Annotated in this window: 8 protein-coding genes and 1 pseudogene; 2 read left to right on the top strand and 7 right to left on the bottom strand. The window is 36.5% G+C overall.

Annotated elements, in window-relative coordinates; translation table 11 throughout:
* Positions 1-999, top strand: a complete 999-nt coding sequence (locus CCY97_RS01635) for an A/G-specific adenine glycosylase (RefSeq protein WP_258456822.1) — start codon at positions 1-3, stop codon at positions 997-999.
* A 66-nt stretch (positions 1,000-1,065) separates the two neighbouring features.
* Positions 1,066-3,117: a heavy metal translocating P-type ATPase gene (locus CCY97_RS01640; protein WP_112063756.1), complete on the top strand. Its 2,052-nt coding sequence runs from the start codon at positions 1,066-1,068 to the stop codon at positions 3,115-3,117.
* Here the strand turns inward: CCY97_RS01640 and CCY97_RS08425 are convergent.
* The 7 genes and pseudogenes from CCY97_RS08425 to polA all read right to left on the bottom strand — a co-directional run bounded on the left by CCY97_RS08425 (position 3,089) and on the right by polA (position 13,346).
* The gene (locus CCY97_RS08425) at positions 3,089-3,544 is read right to left on the bottom strand and encodes a hypothetical protein (protein ID WP_258456823.1); all 456 of its coding nucleotides are present in this window, start codon (positions 3,542-3,544) and stop codon (positions 3,089-3,091) included. The genes CCY97_RS01640 and CCY97_RS08425 overlap by 29 nt on opposite strands.
* Before the next feature lie 69 nt (positions 3,545-3,613).
* Positions 3,614-4,489 (bottom strand): hypothetical protein, encoded by an 876-nt coding sequence (locus tag CCY97_RS01655; RefSeq protein ID WP_112063757.1) that lies wholly within the window; start codon positions 4,487-4,489, stop codon positions 3,614-3,616.
* Complete coding sequence (locus tag CCY97_RS01660) at positions 4,464-5,999, bottom strand: MBOAT family O-acyltransferase (protein WP_112063758.1); 1,536 nt, start codon at positions 5,997-5,999, stop codon at positions 4,464-4,466. Before CCY97_RS01660 ends, CCY97_RS01655 begins: the two co-directional genes overlap by 26 nt.
* 181 nt (positions 6,000-6,180) lie before the next feature.
* Positions 6,181-7,812 carry a chaperonin GroEL gene (groL, locus tag CCY97_RS01665; RefSeq protein WP_112063759.1) on the bottom strand — a complete coding sequence of 544 codons (1,632 nt, stop codon included), beginning with the start codon at positions 7,810-7,812 and terminating at the stop codon, positions 6,181-6,183.
* A 40-nt stretch (positions 7,813-7,852) separates the two neighbouring features.
* Positions 7,853-8,119: pseudogene (gene groES, locus CCY97_RS01670) on the bottom strand (co-chaperone GroES); the annotation flags it as partial.
* Between the two features lie 545 nt (positions 8,120-8,664).
* Entirely contained in the window at positions 8,665-10,590 is a 1,926-nt protein-coding gene (gene rpoD / locus CCY97_RS01675; RefSeq protein WP_112063761.1) for an RNA polymerase sigma factor RpoD, read from the bottom strand.
* A gap of 41 nt (positions 10,591-10,631) precedes the next feature.
* Positions 10,632-13,346 carry a DNA polymerase I gene (gene polA, locus CCY97_RS01680; RefSeq protein WP_112063762.1) on the bottom strand — a complete coding sequence of 905 codons (2,715 nt, stop codon included), beginning with the start codon at positions 13,344-13,346 and terminating at the stop codon, positions 10,632-10,634.
* Positions 13,347-13,365 lie beyond the last annotated feature (19 nt).

The following is a 13,365-nucleotide window of genomic DNA, read 5'->3' on the forward strand; positions in this document are numbered from 1 at the left end:
TTGCAAAACATCAAAAAACTCCAAGATTCCTTACTTCTATGGTATGAAAAACACGGACGAAAAGATCTTATATGGCGCAATTTCAAACGCGATGGCAGTCAGGCTTATGAAGTATATGTAAGCGAAATAATGCTGCAGCAAACACAAGTATCACGCGTCTTAAAAGATTTCTATCTGCCATTTTTGGCGCGTTTCCCAAACTTAAAAGAGCTTAGTATTGCTAGTGAATCTGATGTCTTAAAACAATGGCAAGGACTAGGGTACTACTCTCGCGTGCGTAATATGCAAAAAACTGCCATTATTTGCATGCAAAAGCATGGTGGCAATCTACCCTCTAGCGTGTATGAACTACAACAATTACCCGGTATTGGTGCATATACCGCAGGAGCTGTGGCATGTTTTGGATTTGGGAAAAGTGCGAGTTTTGCGGATTCCAATATAAGAAGAGTACTATGTCGTCTTTTTGGTCTGCCCCATCCAAAAAACAGAGAGATAGAAAACCTAGCAAAAATGTTCCTCAATACAAAATCTAGCTTTGATCACAACCAAGCATTGCTTGATTTAGGTGCGCTTATCTGCACGTCAAATCCATCCTGCATCCTATGTCCATTTTTTCCAACCCAATGTGCTGCCATAAAGACAAACCCAAGAGACTTTGACCAAAGAAAAAAGATTATTTATAAAGAGCTAAATATTGCACTTTGCATAGTGTCGCTGCCAAATGGTGAAATCGGTTTTATTAGGGAATCTGGGAAACTCTATGCTGGACTTTATAATCTCCCAAAGCTGGATTCTTTAGGTTTCATCAAAGCCCAATACTTAGGGAGCTTTAAGCACTCTTACACAAAATACAAAATCCTAGCAAATGTCTATACAAGCAAACTGGATTACAAAAATTCCCAAAAGCTTGCTTCGCTTGGGATTGTATTTTTTCCATCTGATAATTTGCCACCAATTGCAAACCTTAGCAAAAAAGCTCTCAAACTCACTGCCCTTTGAACACTCACAATTTACTTCACACACTTATAATGCGCTTCTTTTTAGCTAAATTTTCGGAGGCAGGGGTTGCAAACATTTTTTTTAAAAAATCTTGATTGTGCCAATTGCGCAAACAAAATCGAAAAAGCATTGCAGAATCTTGACTGCGTGCGCGAAGCCAAAATTTCTTTTGCAACAAATACTCTAAAAATTGATTGTGATGATTTGCATGCTGTGCAAAATGCAATCGCCCAATTAGAACCTGATGTAAAACTGATAGAACAAAAAGAAAAAATTCGCTTTTTTACAAAATCATTTTTTCTATTGCTAGGGTTAGTTACGCTTTTTGTAATATCTGTGTGGATATACCATTATTATGCACAATCACAAGAGTTTGAGTTGTATTTTCATATTTTATGGTTTGGGATTTATTGCATAAGTGGTCGCAATGTTTTTGTAGGTGCATTAAAAAGCTTTAAAAACAAAGAATTCTTTGATGAAAATGTGCTCATGCTTTCAGCCTCTATAGCGGCATTTTGTATTGATGCTTGGGAGGAGGCGGTAAGTATTATGATTTTTTTCTCTGCGGGCGAATATCTGCAAAATTTGAGTGTGAAAAAATCAAAAGACACTATCAATTCCAGCACAGATTTTGAAGTCAGTCTTGCACACAAAATACAAGATGATAAGATTATTGACACTCCTGCAAACCAATTGCGTGTAGGCCAGGAAATAATGCTGTATACTGGAGAAATGCTCCCTTGCGATAGCGAGCTTTTAGATGAAAGAGCGAGCTTTAATTGCGCAGCAATCAATGGAGAATCTCTCCCTCGCGATTTTGAAAAAGATTCTTGTGTGCTTGCTGGCTCTATTGCCCTCAATGCTACGAAACTAAGAGTTTTTCGTGTTTTTGAAAAAAGCCAAATGGCAAAAATCACAGAACTTATCACAAATGCTTCGATGCAAAAATCAAATACAGAAAACTTCATCACAACCTTTGCACGCTATTACACACCAATAATCTTTTTTACAGCCATTTGTATTGCGCTTATTCCGCCACTTTTTTTTGGATTAGAGTTCAATGATTGGATTTATAGAGCATTGGTTGTGCTTATGGTGAGCTGCCCTTGCGCACTTGTAATCTCTGTGCCTATCGGATATTTTGGTGGACTAGCAGCAGCAAGCAAAAGTGGGGCATTACTTAAAGGATCAAACTACCTTGAAGCATTAAGCAAGGTATCCTTAGTGGCTTTTGATAAAACAGGCACACTCACAAAAGGTATATTAAAAGTAGTAGATGTATATCCTGCAAATGGCTACAACAAAAATGATGTTTTATTTTATGCACTTTGCGCGCATAATCTCTCCAACCACCCAATCGCACAATCCATCAAATCAGCCTACAATGGCCTTGCTCACACACACAATCTCAGCGAATACGAGGAGTTCTCTGGACTTGGAGTACGTGCAGTATGTGATGACCGAGAAATCATTGCTGGTAATGACAAAATCTTGCATAAATTTGACATCGCACATGATAGTTATGATATACAAGGCAGCCTCATACATATTAGTGTGGATAGGAAACATATAGGATATATCATCCTTGCTGATGAACTCAAAAGCGATGCGATAGAAGTAGTCACTGCACTCAAAAACTTGCATATAGAATCTGTTATGTTAAGTGGTGATGGTGCTTATCCTTGCGGAATGGTAGCCAATAAACTCGGCTGCAGATATTACCACTCACTCTTACCAGAAGAAAAAACAGAAATACTTAGAGAATTAAAAACCACGACAAAAGGCAAAGTCGCATTCGTAGGTGATGGAATCAATGATGCACCTACGCTTGCGCTAGCTGATGTAGGCATAGCTATGGGGAGCGGGAGTGATATAAGCTCACAAAATGCAGATATGATATTACTCAATGATTCTCTGAAAACATTGCTTCATACAATCAAAATTGCCAAAAAGACAAAAATTATCATTTACCAAAACATCATTTTTGCACTTGTGGTAAAAGGCGCATTTATTATACTTGGACTTTTTGGTGTAGCAAGTATTTGGGAGGCCGTCTTTGGAGATGTGGGTGTAGCACTTTTGGCATTAGCTAATGCCATGCGCTGCTTGAAACTATAGTTTCTTTTTTTTCTTTCTCAGAGATTCTCATAAAATCCACTGCTTTTTGGAGATTTGGTCTTTTACAAGAGAGATGCGTATAAAATGAAAAAGTATCACTCAGACCAAAGAGCGATTTTTTAACATTCTCAAAAAAATACTTGCAGATTTCAATAATTTCTTGCTGAGTATTTATATGCTCATAATCCATAATCACATCATAATCCAACCCATACTTGAGTTTGAATTCTAGCCCGGTGCTTAATTTATATCCAAGTGTCCACAAGAGTCGTCCTTGTGATGGAATCGCAGCAGAAAAAATACCATTTTGGTTTAAAAGCAAGCAAGAACATGCAACAAGCAACGGGAGATTTTCAATATGTTCTAAAACTGCACAAGAGATAATTCTGTCATAGACAGATGTAGTAACAGAGTGAGATTCAATCAAAGATGGAGTATTACCCCCCCCCCCTCATATTAATATTTGCTTAATAAAAGAAATTTTTAAACTTAGAGGCTAGGAAAAATCTTTAATTTTTTTCAAAAACTCTTCGCTAAATCTCTGCGCACTTTCATAAAGCAGGTGGATTCCATCAGAGGTTTCATACTCGCTATGCTTTGGCATTGGCAAAAATGGATAAGAAAAATTTTCAATTAAAAGGGTGTATTCCTCGATAAATCTTGACTGTTTAGCTAAAAGTGGATCGATTGGCATGGTAAAAAAGATAATTTTCACGCCCTTATTTTCAAAATACCGCAATTGTTTTTGAAATAAATCTAAGCGGTTTTGATAATTTTGTAGATTTGCTAAAGGCTGTTGATAACGTTTTAAAAAACCTTCCATAGTAAGATTATAAATTTTTTCATCACGTTTTGTTGAGCGCTTTTCCTCATTAGTTTTCCCACCAAAGCGCTTGATAAAACTTGCAAAAATATTAAGGGGCTGGTATTTCTCCTGCAATGCGGGCAAATAATAGCGCATCTTAAAAAACAACGGGTCAAACAAAATCTCGAGCATCGCAGAATCCACATCGCGCTCAAAAAGCACATTTGTTTCAATGTAGAGAATCTGGGGGATTTTGTTTGAACGCTTGATGATTTCTAAGCCACTTTGAACACTCCCACCACCAAAGGCGAGATTGTAGATTCCAACAGATTCTAATAAATCTTTATCAAGACGCGAAGCCAAAGATGAGCCTAACACTACACTTTTTGGCGTGTGTGGAGAATACATATATTCTTGTGCAAAAATTAGATTTGACTGCCATTGATTCTGATAAGTGGTAATTTCTGGCTTGAAAACAAAAATTGCGAGATTATATAACACAAAAAATACCAAAAACACAGCAAAAATTCTAAAAACACCCTTAAAATTGGAAATAAATAAACGCACCACTACTCCCACTATTTGTAAAGATAAAAAACAATAGCATGCCAAAAAACACAGATTCTATGATTTGTCTATATTTGCAAACACTTGAAATTTTTTGATTTTTATCTTTGTATATAATCCATGAATGCACCACATAACGCGTATAATAGGCAAAAATGGGTGCGCTGTAACATAAAATCATCAATAACAACGCATTGCCACGTTGTCCGCTCGGCTCGCAAAAAATCTCGCTCACATACAAAAGCACATCGCTAAAATCACGCAATTTAAAGAGAATCCACCCAAATGACACCACGACAAAGACAAACGCCACGCGCACACAATAAACAAGCACGCTCTTTGCTAGAAATTTTGAAAATCTAGGGAAGTGCGCTCTCAAAACTGGCTTTAGTTTCTCTTTCAAAAAGCGCTCGAGTGCCAAAAATAGCCCATGATACACACCCCACACCATATAAGAAATATACGCTCCATGCCATAGCCCACCAAGTGCCATAACAATAAAAAGATTGCAATAAGTGCGGAATTTACCCTTTCTGCTCCCACCTAATGGGATATAGAGGTATTGCTTTAGCCAAGTGGAAAGCGAGATGTGCCACCTGCGCCAAAACTCGGCAAATGAAGCTGAAATATAGGGAAAATTAAAATTTTGTGGGAGGTTGTAGCCAAAAAGTTTTGCCACACCAATGGCTATCAAACTATAACCTGCAAAATCTGCAAAAATCTGCACGCTATAACCAAAAATGAGCCCTAAAAGAGTAAGAAAATCATAAGCTTGAAAATATGGAGAATCCATCCAAAAGGTTTGATCTTTTAAATTATCCGCGATTACCATTTTGAGAAAATAGCCAAGAATGAGAATTTTAGTGCTTACATAAAAATCGATAGTTTTTAAGACTTTAGCGGAGATTTGTGGGTAAAATTCGTGTGCTTTGACAATGGGACCTGCTACAAGCTGTGGGAAAAAACCGATGAAAAAGAGGGTGTTACGATAGTGCTTGAAAAACCCGCACTTGCAAATAGGAGCAGTTAGAGAATTTTGTTCTAAAGAATGTGTATGCCCCCCCCCCGAATCATTATTTTTCACGCTATCTTTATATAAATCCACCACTAAGCTAATGCCCTGAAATGTGTAAAATGAGATTCCCACCGGCAATGGGACATTGATAAGAAACTCGCCAATACTTTGCGCGCTGATAAAAGATTCCATTGCTCTGCCAAAAAGTGGGCTATATTTAAAAAACGCTAGCACCGCAAGATTTACCCCTACGCCAAACCATGCATAAAGCCTTTTATATACCAAAGCCGGGGCGAAAGCAACCTGATAGCTAGCAAGTGCATTAATCGAAGCAGAGACAAAAAGAAGTGCTAGTAAAATCGGCTGTGAAAAAGCATAAAAAATAAAACTAGCAATGATGAGAATCCATACCTGTGCGCGTTGGAAACCTTTCATATAGTATAGTCCAAAGGTTATGGCAACAAGCGCGATAAAGGCATAACTTGTAAAAAGCATTAATATCCTTGAATGATGTCTTATAGATTCTCAAAAAAAGAAAAGTCGCTGTTGTGCCATAAAATTTCAAAATACTCTAGTTTGCAATTGAAACTACTTTGTGTGAAGAAGGGAGAACCACCAAAGATACTTTGGCAGTCCTCAAAGATTTTGTAGATACTCAGAAAACACGATATTAAAATTACATCATACCGCCCATTCCTCCCATTCCGCCCATATCTGGCATTGCAGGAGCTGGCTTGTCCTCTTTGATTTCATTAATCGTAGCTTCAGTAGTAAGCAAGAGACTTGAAACTGATACAGCATTTTGTAATGCGATACGCGTAACTTTAAGTGGATCGATAATGCCTGCTTCAAACATATCAACATACTCACCTTTAGCTGCATTAAAGCCTGCAGTATCCTTTGCTTTTTCTACTTCATTGACAACCACACCAGAATCAAAGCCTGCATTTATAGCGATTTGTGCTAAAGGCGCTTTAATGGCGCGCTTGATAATGTCATAACCAACTGCTTCATCGCCCTCTAACTTCAACTTGACTTTTTGTGCTGCATGGATAAGTGCCGCGCCACCACCAATTACAATGCCTTCATCTACTGCAGCTTTTGTTGCAGAAAGTGCATCATCAACGCGATCTTTCTTCTCTTTCATCTCTACCTCTGTTGCAGCACCTACTTTGATTACAGCCACACCACCGCTAAGCTTGGCAAGACGCTCTTGAAGCTTTTCTTTATCGTAATCGCTTGTTGTGTTAGTAATCTCGGTTCTGATTTGTGAGATTCTATCTTTTACTGCTTGGGCTTGGCCCTTGCCATCAACAATTGTTGTATTGTCTTTATCAATCACAATTCTTGCAGCCTGACCTAAATCTTGTAAAGTTGTAGCCTCTAGTGTCTTTCCTAATTCCTCACTGATAACTTGCCCACCTGTAAGGATTGCAATATCTTGAAGCATTGCTTTTCTTCTATCACCAAAGCCCGGTGCTTTTACTGCTGAAACATTAAGAACGCCACGAAGCTTATTTACCACTAGTGTTGTAAGTGCCTCACCCTCGATATCTTCAGCAATGATAAGAAGTGGCTTACCACTTTGCATTGTAGATTCAAGCAAAGGAAGGATTTCTTTCATACTTGAGATTTTCTTGTCTGTCAGAAGTACATAAGCATTCTCAAGCTGCGCAATCATCTTTTCAGTATTTGTCACAAAATACGCTGAAAGATACCCACGATCAAATTGCATACCCTCAACTACACTAAGTTCATCATTAATTCCCTTAGCTTCCTCGACAGTGATAACACCATCTTTGCCTACTTTTTCCATTGCTTCAGCGATAAGCTTACCCACTGCTTCATCAGAATTTGCAGAGATTGTCGCAACTTGCGCGATTTCAGAGCCACTCACTTTTTTACTACCTTTTTTAAGCTCCTCTATGATTGCCTCTGCTGCCTTATCCATACCGCGCTTTACTTCCACTGGATTTGCACCTGCTGTAATATTTCGCAAACCTTCTTTAAAAATACTATGTGCTAGAACAGTGGCTGTAGTCGTGCCATCACCTGCTGCATCAGCAGTTTTGCTAGCGACTTCTTTTACAAGTTGTGCACCCATATTTGCAATTGGGTCAGCAAGCTCTACTTCCTTAGCCACACTCACGCCATCTTTTGTAATCGCTGGTGCACCATAGCTTTTTTGGATAAGCACATTGCGTCCACGCGGTCCCATTGTTACCTTCACAGCGTCATTGAGCTGCTTAATCCCTTCATAAAGTTTATTTCTTGCTGAATCTGAAAAGTGGATTTCTTTGTTTGCCATAATTTACTCCTTAAAATTTAAGTTTACGAATTTATTTTTCTAGGATTCCTAAAATATCCTCTGCTTCTAGCACAACGAACTCTTTACCATCAAGCTTAATCTCGCTACCTTTATATTTTTCAAACACAACAACTTGACTCTCTTTCAAGGTTGGGAACTCCTCTTGTGCCTTTTTACCAACAGCCTTGATAATACCTGTAAGCGGTTTTTCTTTTGCGTTATCTGGAATGATGATACCCGAGCTTGTCTTTGTATCCTCTTCTTGTCGTTCTATAAGAACCCTCTTTCCAAGTGGTTGAAACTTCATACTATCTCCTTGAGAATTATAGAATTTAGCACTTAAGTAACTTAAGTGCGTGAATTCTAATAACTTTTGTTAAATAAGTCAATATTTTATAGTAAATAAATAAGAAAACTTTAGTATATATAACTAAATATTATTTATATAAAATAACTAAATTTAGTGTCTAATCCTTCAAAAAAAAAAAAAAAAAAGCGTACACTTCAGATTTTATTCTGTTTAGCTAGGTTTTTTAGGCAGTATTGAGATTTACTGATAATCCCTCATATACTTCATCTTGTGCTTTTTGTGGAGATTCATTCTGCATTTTGAACCAGAGCCTTGAAAGTGTGCTTTTAGATCATAAACAAAGCGCGGTATTTACATTGTAGTCTTTAGAGTCTGCAGTTTGTATATGGTAGTGTTTAAAAAGCTCTCTGCCAGCATCGAGAACCTCTTGTACTTGCGAGCTAAACTTAACAACTCTGTAGAGTGGGGTTAAAAAAGTCTGTGGCGACTTTTGTTTTAGCTCGTCTTCAGCGATGGCGGTAGAGGATATATCCCCCCCCCCTCTATTCCTCGATATAATTTTTAAGCTTTCTCCCTACTTTTGGGTGCTTGAGCTTTTTTATTGCACTAGATTCTATTTGACGCACACGCTCACGCGTTACATTCAATTCTTTACCAATCTCTTCTAATGTGCGATCGCTTTCATCATCAAGCAAGCCAAAGCGCATACGAATGACCGCCTTCTCCCTATCGTTTAATTGCTCTAATACCTCATCAATCTGCGCCTTTAAATCCTCTTTGAGTATAAAGTCCATTGGACCCACTGCACTCTTATCCTCGACAAAATCACCAAACTTTCCATCATCATTGCCAACGGGTGCTTCAAGACTGATTGGCTCTTTAGTGATTTTGATCACATTCTTGACTTTATCCACAGGCAAGCCAACTTCTGCCGCTATAAATTCGACGTCCGCTTCCTTGCCATTTTCTTGCGTGTATTTGCGCATAATTTTGTGGATTCTATTAATTGTCTCAATCATATGGATTGGGATTCTAATAGTACGAGCCTGGTCAGCTATCGCCCGTGAAATTGCCTGTCTTATCCACCAAGTAGCATAGGTAGAGAATTTAAAACCCTTCTTGTATTCGAATTTATCCACAGCTTTCATAAGCCCGATATTGCCCTCTTGTATCAAGTCCAAAAATGGCAAACCACGATTTGTATATCGCTTGGCAATACTTACGACAAGGCGTAAATTAGACTTTGCCATTTTTGCCTTTGCTTTATCAGAGATTCTTTTTCCACGTTTGATTTGCTCCAAAATCTCTTTTAACTTCTCTGGTTCAAGATTAAAGCCCCCTTCACTAGCTTCTTTTGTCTGGAAAAGTTTTTTTAACTCAATATATACGCTCACCATAGTAGCTTCTGGTACAGATGCAGCTATATCCTCTCTGCTCATATTTGTGATATTTGCAAGAATTTTTTGGTGGTTTTGTATCAAAGTATCATTAAAAAGCGGAAGCTTGTATTCAAGTCTTTTGAGCTCTTTTTCAAAACCATCGCCGTTTTTTAGAGTATTCTCCATTGCTTTCACAAGCTCATTTATAAGCTTACTTGTTGGCCCCAAATCAAGCAGTCTGTCTTTGAGTATTTGCTTCTTATGTGCTAAAAGCAGAATATAAACAAGCTCATCCTCACCCTGTTTGATGTTTTCCTCTTGTGCATCAAGAGTTTTAAGCCAATCTTTTTTTGCTTTATCAAGTGCTTTAAAATTTTCCAAAACCTTTTCTACACGTTTTTGATCCTTTTTATTGATAGGTTTTTTAGCACTATTTTCATCATAGGATTGTTCCTCCTCTACTTCTTCAATTTCCTCATCCTCATCCTCATCAAAGTTCTTAAAAAGCTCTTTTACCCTACGCTCTCTATTTATAAGAGCATCTTTATAGTCATAAATAAAATCAATCAGATATGGCACAGAACAAATAGCATCAAGTATAGTACTCTCACCTAATTCAATTTTTTTAGAAAGATCTATCTCATCCTCTTTTGTTAATAATGGAATCTGTCCCATCTCACGCAAATACATCCTTACTGGGCTATCGCTCCTACTCCATTCGAGTAACTCACGTTCCTTAGCGAAATCAAATTCGTTTTCTAATTCTTCATCAAGGACCTTTTTGCGTTCTTTTTGATACTTTATTTCATCTTCCATATTCAATTTTTTTGCAGCTTCAGAAGAAGAAAGCAACTTCTTTTTATACTTTTTAGCAAATTCTTTTATTTTTTTTATCTGAGCCAAACTTGGTGCTTTTGTAAGAATCTGTGCGATTTTTTCATAAGTAACATAGCTACTTTCTTCCTCTTTGAAAAAAGCTTCCAAAGATTTCATAATTTCTTTTGTATTTTTGCCTTCTCGTTTATCTGTAGCTTGATCATCCAATGAAACTTCAAACTCCTCATCCTGAAAAACATCTGACTTTGCCATTTATTATCCTTTCTGTAAATTCATCTCCTAGAGATACCTCTCTATTTTAGATCTGCCCAAGATTTTCCTATATTCACAGAACACTTGAGTGGAACTTTGAGAGTATAAATGGAATTCATTAAAATTTCTAAATCGGGTATAAAACTCGCCACTTTTGAATCTGGTGCTTGAAATATAAGCTCATCATGCACCTGTAAGAGCATTTTAAGCTCAGTACATTGATATTTTTTATAAATCTCATACATACAAAGTTTGATCAAATCTGCTGCACTCCCTTGAAAAATACAATTTATACCCTCGCGTAAATAATTTGCTTTCATAAATTCTGTGGCATTTTGGAAATCAAAGTACCTTCTGCGTCCAAGAAGTGTCTGTGTATAACCATTTTTTAAAAGAAGCTCTTTTTGTTCTCCAAGATAATTTTTCACTGTTGGAAAAAGCTCAAAATAACTTTCAATATACGCTTTTGCTTCTTTAAATGGAATCTTCAATGTCTCACCAAGCTTCTTAGCACCCATGCCATAGATAAGACCAAAGTTGATTGTTTTTGCAATAAAGCGTTTTTCAACTGCCAAATTTTCTCCAAAAAGTCTCAACGCTGTTTCATAATGTATATCTTTATCTAATCTGAATGCCTCTAAGAGACGGGAATCTTCACTAAAGTGTGCTAGAAGTCGAAGCTCTATTTGAGAATAATCGACACTTATAAGCTTGCAATTTTCTTGCGCAATGAAACCTTCTCTTACTTTACGTCCGTATTCGCTTCTGACTGGAATATTTTGTAAATTTGGTGCTTTAGAACTTAATCTACCTGTAACAGTTCCTGTTTGTAAAAATGAAGTGTAAACTTTATGTTCACCATTTTGTTTAGCATATTTCAAAAGTGGCTCTATATAAGTATTTTTGAGCTTGCTCATTTCTCTGTATTCGAGAATAAGTTGAATAATAGGGTGGGTGTCTATAATATTATTTAATGTCTGCTCGTCTGTACTAAGACCACCTTTGACGCTTCGTCCACTTTGTAAGCCGACCTTATTAAAAAGAATATGTGAGAGTTGTTGTGGAGAGTTGATATTAAAATTCTCACCTGCATAATCATAAATTTTATGTGTGAGAGTTGTAAGGATTTTTGTCAAATCTGTATTTAATCTTTCAAAAAGTAAAGTATCAATTTTGATTCCCTCCATTTCCATTTGTACTAATACATTAATAAAAGGGAATTCTAAAGATTTGGCTAATTCCAAAATGTATTCTAGATTGCGATTCTTAAATTCTAAAAATAAACGTTCATATAAAGAAAATGTAGCTACAGCATCCTCTACTGCGTATTGAGCTGCGATTTCTAGATCTATGTCTGCAAAAGTTTGTTTTTTATCTACTATCTCATCAAAGCTCACCATTTTATAATCAAACCATCTGAGCATTTGTTTATCAAGTCCCACGGGTTTAGCACTATCAAATAACCATGCTAAAACCATTGTATCAATAATCTCATTTTCAGGTTTTATACCGAAGTTCTGCCATATGAGTGAAATATCAAACTTAAGATTGTGCCCAACGAGTTTATAAGAAAATATTTTTTGTAATGCAATCTTGGCTTCTTGTTTTGAGATTTGTGCCCCGACACCTAAATAAGTATGTCCTATTGGGACGTAATAGCCCTTCTTTGAATCTAAACAAAAACTGAAACCTACAATATAGGCTTCCTTGGTATCCAACCCACTAGATTCTGTATCAAATCCTAAAACCTGCCCTTCTTTTAAAGTGTTTAAAATTCCAAAAAGCTTTTCTTGAGAATCAATAATTTCCCATTCATATATAAAATTTTCACGTAATTTCTGTGTCTCTTGTTGAACTCTTATAGCTGATTTTTTGGATATAAAATCCTGATATTTCGGACCTTGTATTTTTGTAAGTATCCCATTAAAGTCATATTCATGTAATTCATCAACGATTTTTAAAAGTGGATTTTCTTCAGGCATAGCACATGTGCTAAAGTCTATATCAATCGGAATATCCTTGACTAAGGTGATAAGCTTTCTTGAAAGCAAAGCATCTTCTTTACAATCCCTTACAATTTTTGAAAGTCTTGGACTTATGACATTTTCTAATTCATCACTTCTTGCATACATAGAATCTAAATCACCAAAGTATTTAATAAGCTTACATGCAGTCTTTGGACCTATACCTTTAATACCCATAACATTGTCACTACTATCACCTACTAAACTTTGATAATCAATAAACTCGTTTGGAAATACGCCAAATTTTTCTTGGCATTGTGCTTCTCTAATATTTATTTTTTTAATTGGATCATAGATAAAAGTTTGGGAATCTATAAGTTGGTATAAATCTTTATCATGGCTGATAATATATACGTCTAAGTTCTTTTTATGTGCCAATGTAGAGACTGAGGCGATAATATCATCGGCTTCATAACCCTCTATACTTAAGTTAATAAATCCCATCTTTTTTATCCACTCAACAGCTATTGGTAATTGCAAAAGCAAGTCTCTTGGTGCTTCTTGGCGATTTTGCTTGTATCTTGGATCTAAAAGTTTACGCCGATTTATTCCACCTCCTTCAAGTGCAAAAATTATGTAATCACAATTTCCACTTTTATATAAGGAATTTAAAAGGTTACAAAATCCAAGTAAAAGCCCTGTTGGGAATCCTTTTTTGTTTTTCAACGGAGGTAGAGCAAAGAATGAACGAAAAAAGAAACCAAAAGTATCTACGACAGTAATAGTTTTCATGGTCTAATTTTTAATTAAA

Origin of the sequence: Helicobacter sp. 10-6591, assembly GCF_003288805.1 — a bacterium.
Lineage (GTDB): Bacteria > Campylobacterota > Campylobacteria > Campylobacterales > Helicobacteraceae > Helicobacter_F.

Bases quoted from the DNA above. Each gene is read 5' to 3' on its own strand.
- polA (WP_112063762.1), bottom strand. From the start codon at position 13,346: ATGAAAACTATTACTGTCGTAGATACTTTTGGTTTCTTTTTTCGTTCA.
- rpoD (WP_112063761.1), bottom strand. From the start codon at position 10,590: ATGGCAAAGTCAGATGTTTTTCAGGATGAGGAGTTTGAAGTTTCATTG.
- groL (WP_112063759.1), bottom strand. From the start codon at position 7,812: ATGGCAAACAAAGAAATCCACTTTTCAGATTCAGCAAGAAATAAACTT.
- CCY97_RS01660 (WP_112063758.1), bottom strand. From the start codon at position 5,999: ATGCTTTTTACAAGTTATGCCTTTATCGCGCTTGTTGCCATAACCTTT.